Below are 24,248 nucleotides of genomic sequence, written 5' to 3'. Positions count from 1 at the left end.
AGCCATCCTGCTTTGCAGGATAAGCGCTTGAGGAGAGGGGTTAATACATGTTAAGAGGTCTGTACACCGCTACTGCGGGAATGATTACGCAACAACGCCGCCATGATACAGCAACTCAAAATATCGTGAATATGAACACAACGGGATATAAACAGGTGAACAGCGTTAGCCGTTCTTTCCCTGAAATGCTCATTACTTTGGTAGGTGGAGATGCCAATCTTCCAACAAAGCGGCTGGGCAAGCTGAACACGGGTGTGTTCGCAGAAGAAAGTTTGTCCATGAATTTGCAGGGGACTATTATGGAGACTGGACAAAAGAATGATTTTTCCATTTCATCCAATATGAGCGTCAATGATCCACAGACCGGACAACCTGTCGCGTTTGACGGTTCAGGCAAATTTGTACGGGCAGATGGCACAGTAACTTACCAGCCTCAGGCGTATTTTACAGTCCAGGATGCAGAAGGTAATACCGGATATACACGCGATGGTCACTTCGAGGTTACAGGAACTGGACAGCTGTTAAGTTCAACGGGCTCTCAAGTGTTGGATAATAATGGTCAACCTGTTGTGTTGACAGGTTCGGTGGACCAATTTAAAGTGGATGAGCAAGGTCGCCTCGTAAATGCGGCGACCGGTGTTCCGACAGGCGTTACAATGGGAATTAGTGTAATCGATCAACCTAACCAGCTGGTACGTCAGGGTGATGGGAATTTCAGCCTGAACGATCAGGGTGGAGCAACAGCCAGAATGATGGCTGCCGGAGATAATGTGCAGATCCGTCAGGGTTATCTGGAAGGGTCCAATGTGGATGCTTCACAGGCGACTGTGGATATGAATGCCGCATTCCGTGCGTATGAAGCGAACCAGAAGGTCGTGCAATTCTACGACCGCAGTCTGGATAAAGCCGTTAATGAAGTCGGGCGTGTATAACGCCGACGTTTAATATAACCGCGCAGCGGAGAGCCAAACGTCCTTTGCGTAGCAAAGCAGAGAGGCTCACGCGAAGCGCAAGAGCCTAAACGCAGCCGAGCCTATGCGAGGATTGCGTGGCAGTACCTTGAGCGTAGCGAGGGTCTCGACAGCCCTTTGCGAAGCAAAGCAGGGAGAGACCACGCGGAGCTACCCGCCGCATAAAGAGCGTGCCCAGCTAGGATTCAGCCATGTGGAACTATGGCGGGAATCCTAGCTGGGCAGTCGCGGCGCACACACACCACCGTCACTTAGCAAGATCGTACCCCACTTACCTAATCCGCCTGTTTCGGGAGTCCAGAGGGCAACGCCATCTGGGGCCCTCCCTACTAGGGAGGGTTTGGGAGGGTGGAAAGGAAACAGGGGAGGGTAAACCACCGTATGAATAATTCCATGATTAGTGCAATGGTCTCCATGACCGGAATACAGCAACGTCTGGATGTCATTTCCGATAATATTGCCAACGTAAATACGGCAGGCTATAAGAGTAAGCAAGCTGCTTTCGAAGATGTACTCACCCGGGTGCAGCAGCAACACGACAAGTACAAGCTGGATGGACGTTCCACTCCGATGGGATATAACCTCGGTTTCGGTGCTCGTTTGGCTGATGTGACGAAGGATATGTCTCAAGGCAGCATGAATGAGACAGGTGTTCCTACCGATCTGGCCATTGAGGGAAATGCCATGTTTGCGGTTGAAGCGAATGGTCAGAAAATGTGGACACGTCAAGGTGCATTCCATTTTGTACCTGATACCAGACCGAAACCTAACCCGAATGCACCAGATATGATGGTGATGGTTAATGGTGAGGGTCACTTTGCTCTGGATCGTCAAGGTAATCGCATTACTGCACCGAATAACAGCAAAGTTGCTTTTGATGAAAACGGCAATCTGCTTATCCGTCGCGGCAATGAGGCTAATGCAAGGATTGGAGGCCAACTCCAACTCGTAGACATAGAACGCCCAGAAGGACTTGTGCAGTATGCGGATAACCTGTTTGGTCTGGATGCCGATTTGACTGAGGATGATGTATTTGGCGCCAATGCAGCTACACGTAAAGCGACAGCCATGATCCGCGCAGGTTACCTGGAGCAATCCAACGTGGATTTGACACAGGAAATGGCTTTGCTGATGCAAGGACAGCGGACATATCAACTGGCGGCGCGCGCGCTGACATCCAGTGATTCCATGTCGGGCCTTGCCAACAATATGAGAGCATAAAAGGTGAATGTGATGACAGATACACAGCAGCAGAACAGCAAGCCGGAGAAGAAGGAAGTCAAGAAGAAAAAGAGTGGATGGCGCATCGCAAGATGGTTTCTGGTTCCAGCCCTGCTTGTTCTTGCCCTCGCTGGCGGAATGGTAGCTGGCTATGTGGTACTGGGCAAACAGGATATCGGTTCCGTATTGCAATGGAGTACATGGGAACATGTGTATGATCTGGTATTCGCACCGTAGATTAACGATATAAAGCGAAAACTCCTGCGCAGGCAGGAGTTTTCTTTTTGGTGTTGAAAACAGTATAATGATGGATGACGTTTGACGACCAAAAAAGGCCTCCCCTGCGAAAGACAATCGTCATCGCGAAGAGAGACCCCTTATCTTAACCTTCACTACTGTAGTCATGAAGGATATTTCTAGTGTTAACCGAAAAAATGCTTTCTATACAAAAATTAAATTAAAACCTATTTATATGAGGTTCGACTTGATCATAATCAGGTTTTCCATGTCCGCACTAAAGTCAGTGGAGGGGACGGAATCGTTCGAAAGAAGCGAAGCGCTCGCCTTTGTTTCCGAATGTTATCCATCTGAAAAATAGTTCAGAAACATTAGGAAACAACAGCGATCGAAAGAACGATCCGTAACCGTAACGGTCACCTGTACGCACATGAGAACTTTATGATGGAGAATTCTCATATAAACACCCCGAGAGGAGATTACATTGTGCTCGATAGCAAACAGATTCAAGCGATCATTCCGCATCGTCCCCCGTTTCTGCTGGTGGACAAGATTGTAGAGATCGAGGATGGCAAACGTGCCGTAGGTTTGAAAAATGTAACCATCAACGAACCTTTCTTTATTGGACATTTTCCAGAATATCCGGTAATGCCGGGCGTGTTGATTACAGAGGCACTGGCACAGGTTGGTGCAGTAGCTATTCTTAATTTGGAAGGTAACAAAGGTAAAATCGGCTTTTTGGCGGGACTGGACAACTTCCGATTCCGTGGACAGGTTGTGCCTGGAGATACGTTAATGCTGGAAGTGGAGATTACTCGTCTGAAAGGTCCAATTGGTAAAGGCAAAGCTACAGCCAGAGTGGGCGACAAAGTGGTTGCTGAAGGCGAGATCATGTTCGCATTGTCTGATCCAAGCTGATTAAATATGTAGTTCAGCTGGCAATTGAATTTTATATAGAAGGAAGGGGTTTGCAGGAATGGAACAGTTAAGCGCAGCAGCAGCACAGACGTTACAGCAATGGTTGGAGGATGCTTCGATTGATGAAGCGACGAAACAGGAGCTTCGTGATTTGCAGGATCAGCCGAAAGAGTTGGAGGATCGTTTCTACAGAAATCTGGAGTTTGGTACGGGTGGATTACGCGGCATAATTGGTGCCGGAAGCAATCGTATGAACCGTTACACCGTGGGTCGGGCAACTCAAGGATTTGCGCGTTATCTGCTCGAGCAGCATGGGGACAAAGAAGGCAAACCTTCCGTCGTTATTGCTCATGATTCCCGTCATTTCTCACCTGAATTTACGTTGGATGCTGCGTTGGTTCTTGCCGGAAACGGTATTGTAGCCAAGCTGTTCACATCCCTGCGTTCAACGCCTCAGTTGTCTTTCAGTGTGCGTCATCTACAAGCAACCGGCGGTATTGTGGTGACGGCGAGCCACAACCCTCCCGAATATAATGGATACAAAGTGTACAACCACGAAGGCGGTCAATTGGTACCGCATGAGGCAGAGCAAGTCATCCAATACATTCAGGAAGTGCCTTCCCTCGCGGATGTGAAAAAGCTGACGCAAGAGGAAGCAGAAGCACAAGGATTGCTCGTATGGCTTGGCGAGGAGGAAGATCAGGCATTTATTGATACCGTGGCTAGTCTGAGCCTGAGTCGTGAGTTGATCCAATCTGGTGTGGGCCGTGATTTCAAAATCGTCTTCACACCGTTGCACGGAACAGGCAATGTTCCTGTACGTCGTGTATTGGAAAAGATCGGTTTCGAGCAGGTACACATTGTGGCCGAGCAAGAGCAGCCTGATGCTGAATTCTCTACAGTGAAATCCCCTAACCCGGAGGAGCGCGAAGCGTTCACGCTTGCGATGAAGCTGGGTGAATCCGTGGGTGCTGATATTCTAATCGGTACAGATCCGGATGCAGACCGTATGGGTGCGGTCGTGAAAGACAACGATGGCAAATATTTCGTCTTGTCTGGTAACCAGTCTGGTGCCATTATGGTGCATTACGTACTGAGCCGTCTGCAAGAGACGGGTAAGCTGCCAAGCAACAGTGCAGTTGTCAAAACGATTGTAACGAGTGAACTAGGCGCTGTTATTGCCGAGCATTACGGTGCAGAAGTGATGAACACCTTGACAGGCTTCAAATATATCGGTGAGAAAATGAATCAGTTCGAAGCAACCGGCAGCCATACGTTCTTGTTTGGATACGAAGAGAGCTATGGTTATCTGGCTGGAAGCTATGCACGTGACAAAGATGCTGTCCTCGCTGCAATGCTGATTGCTGAAGCTGCTGCTTATTATAAAAACCAAGGTAAAACCCTTTACGATGTTCTTCAAGAACTGTACAGACAATTTGGATATTTCCTGGAGAAGCTGGAGTCTCGTACGCTGAAAGGCAAAGACGGTGTAGCTCAGATTCAAGCGAAAATGACGGATTGGCGTTCCAATCCACCTCAGGAAGTAGCCGGCATTGCTGTTCAAGATGTGCTGGATTACTCTCTTGGCCTGGATGGTTTGCCTAAAGCGAACGTCCTCAAATTCATTTTGGCAGATGGTTCTTGGTTCTGCCTACGTCCTTCGGGAACAGAGCCGAAGATCAAAATCTATTTTGCAGTGCGCGGTGAGAACCTGGAAGATGCAGAGAACCGCATCGAACGTCTGGCTAACACAGTAATGTCGCGTGTAGACGCGCAATAATACGAATGCAACAGGAGCAAGAACATGAGAAGGCCTCTCCGCACCGTAAGGTTGGTTGGCGGAGGGGCTTTTCTTTTAGGTAAAAGTATGGATGGATCAAGCATATAAGAAGGCTTGTTGACACAAGCTGTTTGTATCCGTATTAAGTTTAGAGAACGAATTACTTGAGCTGAACGTGCATTTGGTTCCAACACTTGAGGAGGTACATGTAGTGCGTCAAAAATGGCTTTATTGGAATACCGCTTCCCGGAAGTGGCTGTGGCTTGTCGTCATTATCGGTCTGATTGCTTCAATTCCCGTTATTAGTGATCGGGTGCAGACAGAATCATCTGCCAAAAAGGTAGAGCTAGTCTTCAATTATCGTGGACTGTTGGATATCTCAGTGTATCAGGCCCATCCGCAAGACTTCATGAATGAACAATTGACACGTCTGAAAGATGCTGGTGTGACCACCATGGCTGTGTTCGAAAGTACATTGGATGAGCTCCGTAAGTCACGCCGACTGATGGTCTATAACGGCTTGGATCTCGCGAACCTGACTAAAAAAGTCATTCCATCTAACGATAATTATACGTATGTGTTATTCACAACAGAGGAAAATGCACAAACGTATACACCCATTATTGAACAAACGTTCGCCGATCGGCAGATTCCGGTTGTCCCATGGGAATACGAAGGTCGTAGCGGCTTAATATTGCAGACTCCACCGGAGAATGCCAACATGCAGCCTTTGCAGCCGGACCCGGTTGCTGTGAAGATGCTGCGTGATAAAGGGTTCTACATTTTGCCTCGTATTGCAGACAGCGTTCCTTACAATGAGGAATCCATGGAGCGTATGCTTACGTTCTTCGAAGAGAATGGTGTTAAGCGCATTCTGTTTGATGGCGATGCTGTGAAAGGGTACAATGATAATGAAGAGATGAAGAGTCTCAATATGTTTGCCCAGTTACTGAACAAGCATGATATCGGTTTAGCGGCTATCGAAAATCTGAAGAAACCGCAGTCCGGTTTTGAGGCACTTGCCTATAAAACGGATTACAATGTAACTCGTTTGTATTCGCTAAGTGATAACGATGCCAATCTGGATGTGGACACCATTGCTGACCGTTTTGTTCTGGCTACCAAAGACCGCAACATTCGTATGCTCTACATGAATGCAGCGCCAAGTCGGAATACAGCGAAGGCTATGATTACAGATCCGATTGAGAACCTGATCAACAGTCTGGGTGAGCCGGGTCATGCGGTAGAACGTATGGCGAAGCATGGTTTTGAACTCGGACAAGCAGAGGCGTTCACGGTTAAAGATTCTTCCATCCAGCGTTACGCCAAGCTGGTGGCTTTGATTGGTGCGATCGCAATGATTGCACTCATGGTTTCTTATTTTGTACCACTACTGACATTGATCGCATTTGCACTTGCGCTGGTGGGTAGTGCCGGATTGTTTGTCTTGAAACCTACGCTTCTGGAGCAAGGAATAGCCTTGCTGGTAGCGATTAGCGCTCCGACTATTGCGATGGTGCTGGCCGTTCGTACAGTGAACGATCAACAGCTGCGTCAACCAGACGCACCTGCAGGTCGTCGTTTGACACAAACGATATTTTTATATGTAAGAACGTCAATTCTGTCTTTCCTGGCTGTACCTTTTATGATCGCATTGCTCAACAGCGTTACGTACAGTCTGGTTATTAACCAGTTCCGAGGCGTGAGTTTGTTGCACTTTGCACCTATGGGGCTTGTAGCGATTTATATTGTGTTTTACCGGGGTTCGGGTTCGTTCTCCATTAAACAAGTCAAGGAACTGCTGCGTACACCGATTAATGTACTGATGGTTGTACTGGCACTTGTTGCTGCTGTTGTTGGGTATTATTATCTGAGCCGTACAGGCAACTCGGGTTCGGTTACACCATTCGAGATGTTCCTGCGTACAACGCTGGAAGACACATTCGGCGTGCGGCCAAGATTCAAAGAATTTATGCTGGGACACCCGCTGTTTATCGTTGGCGTGTTCGCCGCTTTAAAATATCGTAAAGTCATCTTTGTACTCATTATTGCAGCGATTGGACAATTGTCCATGGTGGATACGTTTGCGCATATCCATACGCCGGCTGTATTGTCACTCATTCGTGGAGTGATGGGATTGGGACTTGGCTTAATCTTCGGTATCATTGCTGTGGGTGTGTGGCAAGTAGCGGAAGGATGTTGGAAAAAATGGTCACCACTTCTCAAAAGTTAGTCATCTCGGGATATTACGGATTCCGCAACAGCGGAGACGAAGCGGTGCTGAAGTCGATTTTGACAGCGCTGGAAGAGGAGAGTCAAAGGTCGAACATAACCATTGAACCTATTGTGCTCTCGGTTGATCCTGAGTTGACAACCTCCATGTACGGTGTACGTTCAGTACATCGTATGAAGTTGAAGGAAGTTCGCGAAGCAATCAAAGAAAGTGACGGGTTAATCAGTGGCGGTGGAAGTCTGTTGCAGGATGCTACAGGACTCAAATCCATTCCTTATTATCTGGGTGTGATCAAGCTTGCCCAGTGGTTGAAGAAGCCAACGTTTATCTATGCTCAGGGCATTGGTCCCGTGAATCGCAAAATCTTCGATCCGATGATTCGATCGGTGTTCAGGGCCTGCACATATGTATCGGTTCGTGATGAACAATCCGCGGATTATCTGCGTGGGCTCGGGCTGCAGTGGAATCAAATTCATGTTGTACCTGACCCGGTGATGGGGTTGCCTTTACCAGAAGCGGAAGAAGTTGCATCTGGAAAGGGTGCTTCTGCCCAGATTAAGGGGATGGACCGTTCCGCGTCAGGCCATACAAAACTCCCGGTAATTGGCGTATCGGTACGTTTCTGGGAGTCAGATCGCAAAGAGCTTACGGCGATTGCTGCTGGACTGAAAAAGTTATGCGCCAAAAAGGCAGTTCACTTGCGTTTTCTGCCATTTCACTTGCCGAATGATGAACAAGCGTCACGTTTCATTATGGAAATGCTCGGTGATGTAGTCAGCAAAGGCAGTGAGATTAGCATTACACAGGATCTAACCGATCCTCAGTTGATGCTTGAGGAAGTCAGCAATTGTGATCTTGTAATCGGCATGCGTCTGCACAGTCTAATCTATGCTGCTTCACAGTATGTGCCGCCGGTTGGGATCTCGTATGATCCCAAAATCGATCAATTCTTGCTGCGTCTGGATAGTGAGCCGGCAGGTAGCACGGATGCACTCGATGGAGATAAACTGGCGAAGACTGTGTTCAAGTTACTGGATCAGCGTTCGCAGTGGCTGAATGAACATGAAGAAGGCATTACTGAACTGAAACAGGAGGCCAGAGTGCCTGCACAGCAAATCATTAATTATTTAGGCCGCAAAGGATGAGATAAAGATGAATCAGACCGGATCAATACCTACCGTTTCGATCTATGGTATTCCTTTTTCCAAACTGACGATGAAAGAAACGGTGGAGGTTCTCCGGGAAGCGGTGCTGTCCAAGCAGCCGCACCAAGTTATCACTGCCAATCCAATCATGGTTATGGCGGCGTTGGAGAATCCAGCAATTATGCAGGTTATGCAATCCGCAGAATTGATTGTTCCTGATGGGACAGGCGTTGTATGGGCGGCTAATTATTGCGGAGAGCCGCTAGCAGAGCGGGTGCCGGGATTTGAGCTTTTACATGAATTGCTGCGTGTTGGAGAAAACTATCGGTGGGGTGTATATTTACTCGGTTCCACACCTGAAGTGATTCAAGAGACGGCAGTTCGGTTACAACAGCAATATCCGGCGATTCGAATTGTAGGTTATCGTGACGGTTATTTTGGTCCGGCTGAGGATGAGCAGGTTGTTGCTTCTATTCGAGATGCTGCACCTGATCTATTGTTTGTTGCACGTGGGGCGGATACGCAAGAACCCTGGATTCATCAGTACAAAGAGGCACTTCAGGTTCCTGTTATCATGGGGGTTGGCGGCAGCTTTGATGTGATTTCGGGTAAAACCAAACGTGCACCTAAGCTGTTCCAAAAGCTGAGACTGGAGTGGTTTTACCGCCTTCTTCGCGAACCTAGCCGTGCTGGCCGAATGCTTGCGCTCCCGAAATTCGCTGTGAAAGTGATACAGGACAAAGAAAACGTGACTAAAGTCCCTTAAAATTAGGCTAATGCGAGATAAATGCGTGTTTTTGCTAAAAATTGAGGTTGGCTTTTCGGCAGTGATGAGCGTATAATTCATTCCTGATTACATGTGTGCCACACCATGAAACAGAAGCGTTACACTGGGCACTACGATTGCAAGACAACCTTTCGATTGTTGTTATCCCCAAATTTCTTTTATTTCCTTTATATAAGGGAGAAATGTGGGGATAAAGGCAAACGCTGCGCTTCTACAGGTTTTCCTTGCGCTCTCCGTTGTCGTGTAACTATATTTTTTTCATCAAAAGTGACGAACAATAATTTTCTATATAAAAAGAGATCAGGGGATTTATAATTTCGTACAGGTATTATAATTGGGGGTCGAATGTTCAAATGGTAGCAATCTTTATCATTGGATTTATCGTGTCAATGGGACTGGCACTTGCCCTGACACCACTTGTCAAAAAGTTCGCAGTCAGAATAGGCGCTATGGATACACCAAATGCACGTAAAGTGCATACTCGGATTATGCCGCGTCTTGGTGGCCTGGGGATCTTCTTGGCCTTTATTATTACAGTTGCTGCACTACTTCCATTTGTATCCGCATGGTTTACCACAAGAGATATGAGCTTTGTCAGTGCTTTTTTGATCGGTGGAACGATTATCGTGCTAATCGGCGCGTTGGATGATCGGTTTGAACTGTCAGCCAAAGTGAAGCTGCTCGGCCAAATTGTTGCTGCTTCTGTAGTCGTATTCGGATTCAATATCCGGGTAGATTTCGTGAACATTCCTTTTCAGGATTCCTATTCTTCACTCGAAGCTTGGGTATCCATTCCGCTGACGATCCTGTGGATTGTGGGTGTGACGAATGCGATTAACCTGATTGACGGTCTGGATGGTCTGGCTGCCGGTGTATCCGGTATTGCGATTGGTACCATTGCCGTGATGTCCTTCCTGATGGGGAATATGATGATTGCCTTGATGTGCCTTGTGCTCTTGGGCAGTATCATTGGATTCTTGTTCTTTAATTTCCACCCGGCCAAAATCTTCATGGGGGACACCGGATCACTATTCCTTGGTTTCTCTCTGGCGATGCTGTCCATGCTTGGGTTCAAACAAATTGCAGTTGTGTCCTTCATTACTCCGTTGATCATTATCGGTGTGCCGCTCTCGGATACCTTCTTCGCAATCATTCGTCGTGCGGTACAACGGAAACCGATTTTCTCACCGGACAAAGGTCACTTGCATCACTGCTTGCGTGAACTTGGATTCAGTCATCGTCAGACAGTGCTGATTATCTACGGCATTGCCGCATTTTTCGGCGTACTGGCAATTATCCAGTCCTCTGCTGCCATGTTTGAAGCTAACTGGGTTACATTCGTTGTGATCTGTATCATGATGTTCTTCCTCCAGGTAGGAGCGGAAGTTATCGGACTTGTAAGTAAAACGAGAAGGCCGGTTATTAACTTCCTAATGCGTATGCGCGTCAAGATGAATCCGGAGACCCGTTCGAAATCCTAAAGATAAATGTAAGGGTTACTGCTATTCTTGAATAATCCCAGACCCAAACCTTGTCCCTCGTGGACAAGGTTTTTTGTTTATTTTGATGTTTTTACTAAATAATTGGAACCTTTTGCCGATATATAAAGGTAACTGACTTAAAAAGAGGAGAGATGATTGCATGCAGCGTACGAAAAAGCCGATGATTTGGCTGATGATGGTGGCACTGGTTGTATCTCTAATACCAGCAGGCCTTGCACCAGTGGCATCGGCGGCGGACAAACAGACGAGTTATTTTACTCCGGACGTATCTGATCTTAGGAATACGGTAGATCTCACACTGGAAGGTACTAATCAGATCACGAGAGAAAAAGTATATAAAGTGACAAGTGCAGAACAGTCGATTACAGGAACGTTCACCAAAGTGACAGGATCAACCTTAGGAGCTAATATCCAGTTGCTGAGCTATGATCAGAGTCTGCAAAAGTGGGTCAAGGACCCGACTCGAGTGGCTCCGGCTGTAGTTACGCTTGATCCGGATCGACCAGATAACCGCTTCAAGGCAAATGTAACATTGTATCCGGGTATGAACCAGGTTACATTTACCGGAGCACAAGGCCAGAATGAACGCTCTGAAACATTTTACGTTCTGTTTGATAAGGTGCCATATGTAGAGAAACTTCAGGTTCTTGGTGGAACAGACAACCTTGAATTGAATGAAGGTGCTCAGATTGTAATTAATAAAGATGAAATTACCCTTGAGGGTACAGCAATTAATGCAACAAAAGTAACCGTTCAAGTGAATGGTGGAGAAGTGTTGGGAACTTCACTGTTGCAAAATGGCAGTTTCTTCTCACCGCAACTTAAAATGAATCCAGGTGTCAATGACCTTAAATTGGTTGTGGAGAACGGTTCAGACAAGCTGACATTCAGTTACTCTCTCTACTTTTATGATGAGAAGAATCCAGTTGTGAAACTGAATATTGTGGATTCTCTGGGAAATGCCCAAAGCTTGCTTGGTGCAGAGCCTGTATTTACGGAGAAAGCTGATTCGGCTAAAGTACATGTTCAGATGCTGGTTCCAAATGATGAAGTATCCAAGAAAAGTTTCAAAGAGGGCGCAATTATTGGTGTAGATGGTCAAACGGTAACACCATCCAATGTGACAGAACTTTTTATTCCAAGTTTGAAGAATAACACGCCTTCATATTGGTTAGCATCTTTTGATATTGACGCAGTGCCCTTTACCAAGACAGGAACGGTTGTAGACATAGATCAAAACCATACCCTCTCTGTGACATATGGCACAAAGACAATAAGCAAACCAATGGACTTCCAATACATGGAGGGTCAAACGGTAATTACAAACCTCAAGTATCTCAAAGGTTACTCGGAGGACAACAAATCGAATATTCCTTCAGGTGAGCCATTAAATAATGCTAAAGTAGACTCGGGTGACTTCTATATCCTAGTGGAGACTAATAGTGCACCTGCGGATTTGAATAAACTGTTGGCAAATTATTTGCCACTGGGCACAAGTCCAATTACAGTTAAGCATATACACACTATCCCTACTAGTGCTACATCACAGAAGCTGCAATATGTGTACAAAGTTGAAGGGTTGAAGAACGGGAATCAAACCGTCCGCTTTAATTATGAAAATTCAACAGCGTACAGAGATGTTACCATCTCTTATGCATCCAAGAACTATATCTATGTTGAAAATCTTACAGACGGTCAGACTTATAATGTAGATTCTTCAGATAAGAAAAGCATGTTTGTTAAAGGACAATATATTGATTTTGATACGTTGAAAAGTGACTATTTTATGGCTGAAGTATTTGTAAATGGTGCGAAAGAGTATTCTACAGATCCGGTAGAAAACATGACTCCTACTTGGTTAAATACAAACACAGGTAATTTTGAATTTGATCTGCCCATTTCACTAGATAAAGGACCACTGGTGTATGGTGAGAACCGAATCATTTTTACAGGTACAGGCAAGGATGATAAAGGACAAGCTCGTGAAGTTCGAAAAGAACTAAGGATATATGTTGTTGACAACAACGTGTCAACAATAGTGAACTTCCAACCGGCGGTAGGTAAGGATCGTCCGACATTCCCACCGAAAGAATATAGTGGAAATAGCGAAGTAGTTAAAAACATTTTCAACCTTACACCTGAATTTACATTTAATGATAACAAATATACAACTTCGTTGAAGGAGTATGACCTCGTTCTGCGAGGTAGTGGAGCTACGAAACTCAACCTGAACATGGGAACGAAAAATATTCTCTCTGTAGACATTCCGGCAAATGCAACAGTGGGTACGCCGGTAGTCACTTTTGCGGATACCAGATATACGTATGAGTTTGCAGGGGACCAAAAAGATTTCATGATGCGTATTCAGGATATGGTCTCTGATGCGCCGGGAACATATGTGTATACCCTTGAACTCGTGAATGAACTTGGAGCGAAAACGACGCGAAAATTGGAAATTGTAAGAGAAGTCAGTGCATATCGTATTCTTTCTCCACAGCCGACAGTAGGCAAGCAAATTGTTGTGAACAAAAACTTTGTCCACTTTGATATTGAAGCAGAAGGGGCAACCTCTGTGCTGATCGGTAAAGATCCAGCTGTGAAGCGTACAGATCTCGGAGCTAACCGTTTTGTATATGATTATGTAGGCTTAAAACAGGACAAGTCTAACAAGATCAAAATTACAATTAATCGAACGGGCGCAAGTAACACTGATACGGTGGAAGTGTTCTATACCGGAACTGTGGGTGTGGATGCACAGTACATGGCACCTAAAGTTGCAAACAAATACAACGTATTTAACAAAGGTCTTCAACTGTCATTCCCGAAAGGGACTGTCATGCAGAGCACAACACCTAGAGGTATTGCAAAGTATTATCCAGATACTAAATTATTGTTTGGTATTGCTGATCCAGTGACAGGTATTGTAGAGCGACGTAATGACTATGGGAATATTATTGGGTTCCCTGGAACGGGAGAAGACAGTGGGACTCCTTCATGGAGTATACCGGATGAATACACGCTCAATTTTGGATCGACTACTGCTTCTAGGAACTTTGGTCTGATCTCACAAATCTACTGGGTTAATGGTGGTCTGGGTGAGTCTGGCGATGCAGGTTCAGCAACGTATAAAGCACCTACGAATGGACTGGCTCCATATTCACTGGAAGGATTGTTTGGGAACCCACAAACACCAGTTGAACGTAAAATTAAGCCTTCGAAACGTGGGGAACTGACGCTTTCGTTTGATCCTAATGTGGTAGACGAAGCTGGTTCAACGATTACGGTGTATCGTTATACAGACAAACGTCAATGGGAGAACATCGGTGGACAAGTGGACACCAAGAGTCATACTGTAAAAGTGCCATTTGATGAATTCGGGTATTACAAAGTTATGAAATTGAATCGTGGATATAATGATATTACGAATCACAACTGGGCACGTAATATTCTGAATGGACTTTATTCCAAAGGTTTCATGAACAATCTGAGATTTGAACAGTTCGGTACAGATGATCAGACAACACGCGGTGAGTTTGCTACGTTACTGGTTAAAGGGCTGAGTCTGCCAATTAATTCGGATAGTAACCGTACGTTTGCCGATCTTGTTCCGGGTGCTCGTTCCGCAACATGGGATTATGATCACATTGAGACGGCAGCAAGAGCAGGTATTGTAACAGGGCTTACGGACGGAGTATTTGGTCCTGACCAACCGCTTACGCGTGAGCAAGCTGCGGTAATGATTGCGCGTGCACTGAAGTTGAAGCTGCCGAACAATGATAGTAAGCTGCAAGCTACATTGGCAAAATCATTCCTGGACTCTGGCCGTATTGAGACGTATGCAGGACCAGCAGTTATAGCTGTTTCCAAGGCTAAAATAATGGAAGGTGCAGCTGTTACCGTTCCTGGTCAGAAAAAAGCACAATTTAATTTCAACCCGAAAGGAAACCTGACTCGTGCAGAAGCAGGGAAGATCGCGGTTGAACTGCTTAAGAAGAGCACCAAGGTTTTCCCTAAAAACCTGAGCTAATTATGTAAAGATATGAATGCAATTTAGGAAGGACCTGTCCCTTGAACTAAAAGGGCAGGTCCTTTCTATGACTGTTAGGCAACTGATAAAGAACACTTTTATAATAGAAGAAATCTGTTTTTTACCAATAACTATTTTTGTAATTTGCTAGAGATTAAGATACAATAACGGTAAATACACAATGATCTAGAGGGTGAAGTTAGCTAATGAAACCGATTTATTCGAAGGCCCAGCTGGGCTACATGAAGGCAAAGACACAGTTCGAGAAGCAGGCAGTCATTCTGGAGAAGAAAATAGAAGATACACGCAAAACACAGGAAGTTTCCCAAGAAGTGATGGAAGGGCTCGTACAGGCGACTGGCTTCCATGACGCGTATAATAATCTGGTTCTGGCTGAGAATGAATTGATTGAATGGTCTCATACCACGATGAAGCATGAGAAGACATACCGGGAGAACAGACAACCAATTGACGATATGTATCTAAGATTGAACAGTGATCCTAACATGCGTGCTCAAATTATTGACCTTGCGATGAAAATTCGCTAAGTTATAGAAACCAGAAATTTACGAAAGGCATTCCACTTGGAATGCCTTTTATTAATATTTAGAAGAATTTGTCGCTTCATGGAGTGCATTAACGGGTATAACTAACCGTCTTGATCCATTCATATACCATATAATTTTACACAGTTTGCTGCATTTCCACTGAATTAAAGGTTCTGAACATCAAAATTACCCGCGCTGCATCAATACATAAATAAGTTCAAAACTTTTTTTGAAGAATCCGCAACTTTTTGAATTCTGCTGCGTTTAAGATGTAGAGTCGAAAACATTGGGCCTCTTACCAAGAATGACCTCGTGAAGAATCTTGTCTATTTATTAGAAAAAATTGCTTTACGGCGAGAGTAACCCATTGTATAATACGTAAGGTAGGATTAGGAAACTACTCTATTTACGTATGATTCTATTATTATTCTCGTTTACAAGTTTCTGTGATATGCTCACAGACATCATTTATATTAACTTGCTCAAAACTCTGGAAAGGGGGTGCAACAATATATGAGGAATACGAGCGACCCTATTAAAGAAAATTCAAATGTTATGAACGCCCAAGGAGGAGAAAAAAAGGTTATGAAGAAAATTTTATCCGTAGCATTGTCTACAGCAATGGCATTCTCGATGTTTGCATCTGTAGCATTCGGTGACACAGCAGTTTCACCACAACAACAGTTTGATGCATTGAAAGCAAAAGGTGTTTTCTCTGGCTACCCTAATGGAACAGCTGGTTTGGACAAAGAGATGACTCGCGCTGAGTTTGCAAAAGTTGTCACTAAATTGCTTGGTCTGAAAGAAGTTACTGGTGTATATTCTTACAAAGATAAAAACTATAATGCTAAAAACTGGGCTGCTCCTTATATCGAAGCAGTAACAGCTGCAGGCATCATGGAAGGTAAAAACGTTGAGAAGAAAATCTTCGACTTCAACGGTAAAGTAACAATCGAAGAAATGGCGAAAATTCTGACAATCGCTTTGGAACTTGAAGTTCCAACTGAAACTAACAACTCAGCAACAACTTGGGCTAAAGGTTATGTTCAAGCAGCAATCAATGCTGGTTTGCTTGATTCCAAGTTGAACTTCCAATCCAATGCTTCCCGTCAATTGCTTGTAGGCGCTGCTTACGCAATTGATCAAGAGCAAAGCTTGAAAGTTGCTTCTTACGATGTAACTGATGCTGGTAAAGTTGTTACTTTCAAAATGAGCGATGGTGAATCCGTTAAAGTAACTTTGGATAAAGCTCTTGAAGCTAACAAAGAAACTGAAGTGAAATTTACTTACAAAGAAAAAACTTTCACTGAAAAAGTAACATACAAAACTACAGTAGCTCAAGCGGTAGCTTCCGTATCTGCTACAAACCTAAAAGAAATCACAGTTAAATATGATGGAGCTGTAGATCCATCTACTGCTGAAAGCACTAATAACTATGTAATTAGCGGTGTATCTTTCAAAAGTGCTACACTGTCCGAAGACAAAACTACTGTAACATTGTTGATTGCTGAAGGATCTTCCGCTTTGACTAACCAAAGAGCGACTAGCCTGCAAATCAACAACGTTAAAAATGCTGATGCAACTAAAACATTCACACAAAAAGTAGAGTTTACTCCACTTGATGTTGCAGTTCCAGAAGTGAAAGAAGTTAAAGCTCTGGGAACAAAAGCATTCAAAGTCGTATTCAGCGAGCCAGTTCAACAATCCACAGTTAACGCTACTTCTTTCCGCGTTGACAACAACGTGATTGCTGCTTCTGTAAAATACGTTTACCCTAACACGGCAATCGTAACTACAGATCTGACTGCTGGTGAACACACACTGCGTGTGAGCAATGTGAAAGACTTCTCTGGTCTGACTATCGTTCCAGTGGAAAGCAAATTCACTGCTGCTGTAGACACAGCTGCTCCACAAGTTGTTTCTGTTAAGTCCAACGACTTGAAAGAAGTAACTGTTGAATTCGACGAAACTGTTAAGAGTGTTGCGAGTGCATATGCAAACGTAACTGGAAACAGTGCAAAAACGATCGAAATCAATGATAACAAAGTTACACTGAAATTCGACAACCCGTTGAACTACAGTGAGAACACAATCCACTTGGCTACTGTAAGTGACTACAGCAACAACACTGCTTCTGTAGACGCTAAAGTAACTCCAACTTTGGATACTATTCGCCCAATTGTAGTAAGCACTGACTTCTACATGGAAAATGGAAACTACTACGCTAAGCTTCAATTCAGCAAATCGTTGAAAGCTGATTCTGCACAAGACGCTTCCAACTATGTACTGAAAAACTCGGCTGGTAATGTTCCATCTATCGCTGGTCTCAACTCCAACGGTAACCCAGTAATCAAACCAGTTTACACTGATAACAACAAAACAGTTGTTGTTAACCTGGGAAGCAGCTTGAACGCTGATACAACATATACATTGACTGTATCTGGTGTAGTTGATACTGCATATGTTGGTAACGTATTGTTGCCTTACACTGCTACATTGAATGCAAACACAGCACAAAACGGTAAAGTAACTCGCGTTTGGTCTAACTTCAGCGAAGGTACTCGTTATGTCTATGTTCAATTCAACAAAACTTTAGCTACTACTGGTGAAGGTAATGCTCTGGAAGCTGCTAAATATACTGTTACTGATGGAACATATACAACTCAAATCGCTAAAGAGAACAATGATATTAACTTGATCTCTACCAATACTGTTCGTATTGCAGTAACTGGGAAATTCTCAGCAAACTTCGATTGGAATAAAGCAAGTGTAACTGCAAGTTACATTAAAGATTCCGAAGGTAAATACTTCAACAACGGAACTTACAATGTTGGTGACGAAGTAAAAGGTTCTGCAGTGAACTTGTCTACAGCTACTGACGCTGTATATGCAACAGGCCGTAACGAAGTGAAGTTGAAGTTTGATACTGCACTTTCCAATGTAAATACAGGCGACTTCATCTTGAACGTAGCTGGGAATAATTACTCCCCTACAAGCTACACTCAAGCTGATGGAAACAAAACTCTTGTATTGAAATTTGCTAACGATTATATTCCACAAAACGTTGCTAACACTACAATTACAACTGTAGAAGCACCAAATAGCCAAGATGGATTTGGTAATAAAGTTGCTAAGTTCGCAGCACCAAAAACTGTGAATGACGGTATCGCACCAACTGTGAAAGATGCTGAAGGTGTAATCAATGTAGTTGGTAATGAAATCACTGTTAAACTTACTGCTAATGAAGCTCTTAAAATTAGCAATGGCTATGACCTTGATTACATCAAAGGATTGTTCACTGTTAATGTAGGTAGTGATAAAGCTGTAATCAACACTGTTACTATCTCAAACACTACTGGTGACATTGAAGTTAAAGCTACATTTACTGGTACTAAAGCTGGTAAAGTTGCACAATTGACTTTCGATGGTGCTAAAAACAAAGCAGCTGAAGCTGTAACTGATCTGAACGGTAATGCTCTTGGTAGCATCACTGTTGGTAAAGAACTGTAATAATCAGATTATTTATAAAACAAAAGGTCTTGCATTCATTTGCAAGGCTTTTTGTTTTATATAGTAAAATCTTTGAAACTTCCTCTTGTCGTAAAACGTCTATAATAAAGGATATATCTTGGAATAAATTTTATTTGGAGGTTTCTAGTGAATAATAAACTGAAGAAAGTCATTGTCGCAGCTACTGTGGTGGGATTAACTCAAGCTGTTTGGGTTAATAATCTTCAAATTGTTCAAGCCGCAACTTCTTCTAGCAATACATCTCAAACTCAAAAAGCTGTAAAAACGCTGGGAAATGTCCCTGCTGTCAAATTATCATCCAAAAGTAGTGTCAGACTCACGGATGTCAACGTGCTCACACAGGATGAAGGCAAGCTAATTACATATACCCTCACATATACTAACAATGATAAGAAAAGCTTGCAGTTAGTTGATTATTGGACAAAGGTGCGCAGCAAGGGAGGAACAACCTATAATTCCAAATTGCTGGCTCAGGATGCAGAGAAAAAAAGTGTTGCTGGGGGCTCCACACTTTCGGTTACATATGTGACTACGGTAGGTAAAAACGTGCAGTTAAGTAATCTTAATTTTGAAATTGTAAAATGGGACTTCAGCAAAGCGAACTATGAAAGCATTCTGGGGAAAATCAATATTCCAGCAGCGTATACGGTGGCTACTCCTGTAAATACACCTAAAAAGGTGCGAATTAGCGATATCCCTGTGAAGGTCAAGGTTCAAAGTCTTCAGACATTTTCCGCATCAGACAAATCCAATTATGTAAGTGTGAAAATTAATCTGCATAATGTGGGCTTCAAAGGTTTGGAGAACCCAGGTGTGAAGTGGGTTCTTATCACAAAAGGCGGTAGCAGCTACCCGCTTAATTTGAATGCTAAAGATGCAACGTACAGTTTACAGCCTCAGGAGTCGAAAAGTATTAATTATATAACGACCGTTTCTAAGAAGGTCAAGCTGGACGGGGCTGAACTCATCATGGTGCAGGAAAATGAAGCAGAGAAATCTGTCATTCCGCTGGCTACCATGCAATTGCCAAAATCTACTTCATTGAAGAATACAGAAATTAAGGTCGGAAAGGTTCATACGATCACGCTTGAGGATAACAAAGGTAAGATGGCTACAAGTGTAGGAGAGGTAAGTGTAAGTCAGACCCACGGGAATAACTATTATACCGTCAACTTTAAAATAAAAAATACAGGTTCACGGGAAGTTACCGTTCCAAAGTATGAATTCTCGGTTCAGAATAACAAAGGAAAGGATTTTCCATTGGCGACCAAGGCTCTGGAAAGCCTCAAATTAAAGCCAGATGAAGAGCGATTGATTCGTCTGACACTTAGTCTTCCTTATGACGAAGCAGAGGGTACCATGAAATTGGTTATGAATACGCCAAAAGTTGAAGGCACCGAGGAGAAAGAGATTAAATTCTCGTATCCTGCTGGAACTTACATTTTACCCCAAGCTACTTCGATGCAGCAGTCGGTTGGCACGGAAAGTACTCTTCAGCTTGAAAACGGCAAACTGGGTGTAACCTGGAATTCCATTCAGCGGCTGCCTTGGGATAGTGCTGATGTACTGTCGGCAAAGGTGACGTTGCGCAATATCTCGACCAACACGGTTAAACTTCCGCAGTTGAAAGGCATGTTGTCAATTGATTCTGCAGATATACCGGACACCCAGCTTCTAGTGAGCGAAAGCTCGGCGTTGCTCGGACCGGGAATGTCAGTGGATCTACATTTGTTGACGACACTGCCAACGAACTTGGATGTAGCCCAATTGCAAGTGGCTTTGAATGAAGTCGTCGGGGAAAATTCATCTGAATTAATCCGACTCACCCACATTGGGCAGCTACCAGCGGTACCGAAAGTCGAACTCAGCGGCAATCATGCGATTAATACGTCTGGCCATAAAGCTGAATTAAAAGTGAAGCGTACCTTGGTTTATCCGGGGACTTCATCAGATATTGTTTATACGGAGATGGAGGTCAAAAATGCTGAGGATCGCCAAATTGACCTTGCAAAATTGACCGGATATTATGAAACGAAAAACGGTGATTATTATAAAACAACCGTGAAGCAAATAGATTATCCTGCCGGACCTGGCGATTCTGCGTTAGTAACTATGTGGTCCAAAATCCCGCGGCAAACGGTGGTGTCCGATATGTCTCTGCTCGTTGGACAAACGGTTGGGGGAGAAAGCAACGGCAAAGAAAGTACGGCAGGCAAGGGATATGTGGATGCGGTCTCGTTTGAACTGAAGCCGGATCAGTCGTCTGCACAGAATACGATTAAAAATTTCAATATTTATCCTTACACCCTCGAAACCCATGACTTTAAGGCTTCTCTTAGTGGTGGTTCATCAGTCAATGTTACATGGAAGTATGATGTATCCCGGAACAACGATCTGAACCTGCCGGAGAATGAGCACAAGCTCATTATGCAAATTATCGAGCCTACTGGGAAAGTGTTCCATAAAGAAATCGTGCTTGATAAAGATCTGAAAGAAGGAAATAATCAAACGATGAGCTGGACGATTGAAGATGCTGTCTTCAATGAAAGACGTAGTGGGGCTTACACAATAGCCATTTATGATGAATTCCAGGGACAACGGATCAAGCTTGCTACACAAGCGATGGGTTTTGTGCCTGCGGTTGGAAATCTACCGGATGGTGGAAATAATCCCTCACCGGAGTCGTTGTAGAATCTTTCTATTAAAGATAAGATAGGGAGTGAGGATGTCCCTCAGAGTTCAGAAGGGAAGGTGTATCAACAAATGAAACCTTATATGAAAATCTCAATGGCTGCGCTGGCGATTGGTGTTGGCGTGTGGGTTGGGTCGGTATACAGCAATACGGCAATAGGTGCAGGCACAAGCCAGCCGGGAACAGCAGATGATCCGGTAGTGACGAAGAGTTATGTAGACCAGCAAATTCAGCAAGCCTTGGGTGGTAAAATTCCCGCGGGCAGTGATAACACGAATAGTGGAGGCACTAATAATGCGGGAACTGGAAATTCATCAGGAACCAACAATGGCTCTACAGGCACGGGTAGCACGGGCGGAGACAAAACAATTCCACCACTGGTATCCGGTACGACAGAAGCGGTTGAGATTGTAACCGTGAAGCCGGGTCAACAGCTGATCGGTAAGTCTGGCGCGGAGTTCATCGTGCGTAGCGGCAAAGCTGTGATCGTCAGTGAAGGTACGAATGGTGTAGCTGATCTGACGGACGGGATTGACCTGACGAATGGTCAGACAGCGCCGACCAATCACCTGCTCTCTTTTCCAAGAGACGGACGGGGTATTAAGGTATTGGATGGGAACAAGTACAGCTTGACGGTAATGGTACGTGGTGGATATTCTTTGAAATAGGTTTTGCATTTGTTCAAGAAATTATTCCTTCTTCATTCATCTTATTTGCGTAGATTACCCAGTTCTAACAAACATTAATACGGCTAGCCAGCCTTGTTCCTGCTTACTCTATAACTGTACACAACCAATAAACGGAGGTGCAGGAATCATGGCTAGAAACAACCGCAAAGTGGTACCGGAAAGTCGTCAGATGCTGGATCAGATGAAGTATGAAATCGCTGCGGAATTCGGCCTGAATGTGGGTTATGGTGGCAGAGGTCTTGCTGGAGCAGATACCGAATTTGGATCTGAATTGGGTGAAGTGGGTGATCATTCATATGGGCAATACAAAGGTTGGGGACACCTGACTTCCCGTGAGAACGGATCGGTTGGTGGAGAGATCACCAAACGGCTGATTCGTCAGGCAGAGCAGCACTTGTAGAGCTTTTTACCTTATACAGCGTTGATTGACATGGGTTGACAAATACGTTAAGATGGCACTTGAGGTACTCAACCTTTTCCTACTAAGGAGAAGGTTGATTTTTTGTTGGGGCATTACCTGAATAATCCTTATCTTCGTAACTGCGGACCTTCCGTCCTTATTCCACCCGGAAAGCTTTCGAGGGTACAGTGAACGAATCACCGTAAATGTTTTGTTCGGGCAATCGCCATACTACTAGTTATGGGAGGTTGAAACTTCAATGTCTATTAAAGGCCGGCATCTATTCACATCGGAGTCTGTAACCGAAGGACATCCGGATAAAATTTGCGATCAGATCTCGGACGCCGTGTTGGACGCGTTCTTGGCGAACGATCCAAACGCTCGTGTGGCGTGCGAAGTTTCCGTAGCTACAGGCCTTGTGCTTGTCATCGGTGAGATCAGTTCAGCGTCTGAATACGTGGACATTCCGTCCATCGTTCGTAATACGATTAAGGAAATTGGGTACACACGTGCCAAGTTTGGTTTCGACTTCAATACATGTGCAGTTCTGACTTCTCTTAACGAGCAGTCTGCTGATATTGCACAAGGCGTTAATGCAGCACTGGAGAACCGTGACCCAGAACAAATGGCTCGTGAAACAGAGGACATTGGTGCTGGTGACCAAGGTCTGATGTTCGGTTTTGCAACCAACGAAACCCCTGAACTCATGCCTTTACCCATTGCTTTGTCTCACCGTATCGCACGCCGTCTAGCCGAAGTGCGTAAAAATGGTACATTGGATTACCTCCGTCCGGATGGTAAAACTCAAGTGACGATTGAATACGACGGTGACAAACCGGTACGTGTTGATACCATCGTAGTGTCCACTCAGCACGCTGAAGAGACTACATTGGAGCAAATTCAAAAAGACATCAAAGAACATGTCATCCTGCCAGTCGTTCCGGCTGAATTGTTGGATGAGCAGACTAAATATTTCATCAACCCAACAGGACGTTTCGTTATTGGCGGACCTCAAGGAGATGCAGGCCTCACTGGACGTAAAATCATCGTAGATACCTACGGCGGTTATGCACGTCACGGCGGCGGTGCGTTCTCTGGTAAAGATCCGACAAAAGTAGACCGTTCCGCAGCTTATGCGGCTCGTTACGTAGCAAAAAACCTCGTTGCTGCAGGTCTTGCAGACAAAGTGGAAATCCAGCTCGCTTACGCGATTGGTGTAGCTAATCCGGTATCGATCAATGTGGATACATACGGAACAGGCAAAGTCAGCGAAGAGAAATTGGTTGAGCTTGTACGTAACAACTTCGATCTTCGTCCGGCTGGCATCATCCGTATGCTGGATCTGCGTCGCCCAATCTACAAACAAACAGCAGCTTACGGTCACTTCGGCCGTACAGATCTGGATGTACCTTGGGAGCAAGTGGACAAAGTAGAACTTTTGAAAACACAAGCAGGTCTTTAACCTAACGATATAGTCATTAATAGAAGCCTTTGGTTCCGTTAAGGAATCAAGGGCTTTTTTGATTGGAGGAAACAAAAGCTGGGACGATATAGTAGAGAGTTATAT

General features: G+C 44.5%; 16 protein-coding genes. All 16 read left to right on the top strand.

Going from position 1 to position 24,248, the window contains the following annotated elements:
• The first annotated feature begins 47 nt into the window (after positions 1-47).
• A complete protein-coding gene (locus ACR32F_RS29480) occupies positions 48-932 on the top strand; it encodes a flagellar hook-basal body protein (RefSeq protein ID WP_440113552.1) in 885 nt (294 codons plus the stop codon).
• Between the two features lie 420 nt (positions 933-1,352).
• Complete coding sequence (locus ACR32F_RS29475) at positions 1,353-2,192, top strand: flagellar hook-basal body protein (protein ID WP_440113549.1); 840 nt, start codon at positions 1,353-1,355, stop codon at positions 2,190-2,192.
• Positions 2,193-2,204: 12 nt separating this feature from the next.
• On the top strand, positions 2,205-2,429 hold the full coding sequence (locus ACR32F_RS29470) for a DNA-directed RNA polymerase subunit beta (RefSeq protein ID WP_440113546.1): 225 nt from the start codon (positions 2,205-2,207) through the stop codon (positions 2,427-2,429).
• 486 nt (positions 2,430-2,915) lie between these two features.
• Complete coding sequence (gene fabZ, locus ACR32F_RS29465; RefSeq protein WP_440113544.1) at positions 2,916-3,347, top strand: 3-hydroxyacyl-ACP dehydratase FabZ; 432 nt, start codon at positions 2,916-2,918, stop codon at positions 3,345-3,347.
• Positions 3,348-3,405: 58 nt separating this feature from the next.
• Complete coding sequence (locus ACR32F_RS29460; RefSeq protein ID WP_440113541.1) at positions 3,406-5,127, top strand: phospho-sugar mutase; 1,722 nt, start codon at positions 3,406-3,408, stop codon at positions 5,125-5,127.
• Between the two features lie 211 nt (positions 5,128-5,338).
• A complete protein-coding gene (locus ACR32F_RS29455; protein ID WP_440113538.1) occupies positions 5,339-7,360 on the top strand; it encodes a DUF5693 family protein in 2,022 nt (673 codons plus the stop codon).
• Positions 7,336-8,505, top strand: a complete 1,170-nt coding sequence (gene csaB / locus ACR32F_RS29450) for a polysaccharide pyruvyl transferase CsaB (protein ID WP_440113536.1) — start codon at positions 7,336-7,338, stop codon at positions 8,503-8,505. Before ACR32F_RS29455 ends, csaB begins: the two co-directional genes overlap by 25 nt.
• 7 nt (positions 8,506-8,512) lie before the next feature.
• A complete protein-coding gene (locus ACR32F_RS29445; protein WP_440113533.1) occupies positions 8,513-9,271 on the top strand; it encodes a WecB/TagA/CpsF family glycosyltransferase in 759 nt (252 codons plus the stop codon).
• A gap of 374 nt (positions 9,272-9,645) precedes the next feature.
• Positions 9,646-10,773: a glycosyltransferase family 4 protein gene (locus ACR32F_RS29440; protein WP_440113530.1), complete on the top strand. Its 1,128-nt coding sequence runs from the start codon at positions 9,646-9,648 to the stop codon at positions 10,771-10,773.
• Positions 10,774-10,933: 160 nt separating this feature from the next.
• Entirely contained in the window at positions 10,934-14,821 is a 3,888-nt protein-coding gene (locus ACR32F_RS29435; protein WP_440113527.1) for an S-layer homology domain-containing protein, read from the top strand.
• Between the two features lie 206 nt (positions 14,822-15,027).
• Complete coding sequence (locus ACR32F_RS29430) at positions 15,028-15,369, top strand: hypothetical protein (protein WP_326067504.1); 342 nt, start codon at positions 15,028-15,030, stop codon at positions 15,367-15,369.
• Positions 15,370-15,882: 513 nt separating this feature from the next.
• Complete coding sequence (locus tag ACR32F_RS29425; RefSeq protein WP_440113524.1) at positions 15,883-18,879, top strand: Ig-like domain-containing protein; 2,997 nt, start codon at positions 15,883-15,885, stop codon at positions 18,877-18,879.
• Between the two features lie 147 nt (positions 18,880-19,026).
• Positions 19,027-21,591, top strand: a complete 2,565-nt coding sequence (locus tag ACR32F_RS29420) for a DUF4352 domain-containing protein (RefSeq protein WP_440113521.1) — start codon at positions 19,027-19,029, stop codon at positions 21,589-21,591.
• Positions 21,592-21,663: 72 nt separating this feature from the next.
• Positions 21,664-22,260 carry a hypothetical protein gene (locus tag ACR32F_RS29415; protein WP_440113518.1) on the top strand — a complete coding sequence of 199 codons (597 nt, stop codon included), beginning with the start codon at positions 21,664-21,666 and terminating at the stop codon, positions 22,258-22,260.
• A gap of 148 nt (positions 22,261-22,408) precedes the next feature.
• Entirely contained in the window at positions 22,409-22,681 is a 273-nt protein-coding gene (locus ACR32F_RS29410; RefSeq protein ID WP_440113515.1) for a small, acid-soluble spore protein, alpha/beta type, read from the top strand.
• A gap of 259 nt (positions 22,682-22,940) precedes the next feature.
• Positions 22,941-24,143, top strand: coding sequence for a methionine adenosyltransferase (gene metK, locus ACR32F_RS29405; protein ID WP_440113512.1), 1,203 nt, complete (start codon positions 22,941-22,943; stop codon positions 24,141-24,143).
• Positions 24,144-24,248 lie beyond the last annotated feature (105 nt).

Origin of the sequence: Paenibacillus hebaui, assembly GCF_051934385.1 — a bacterium.
Classification (GTDB): domain Bacteria; phylum Bacillota; class Bacilli; order Paenibacillales; family Paenibacillaceae; genus Paenibacillus.
This window is presented reverse-complemented; position numbering and strand designations above follow the sequence as displayed.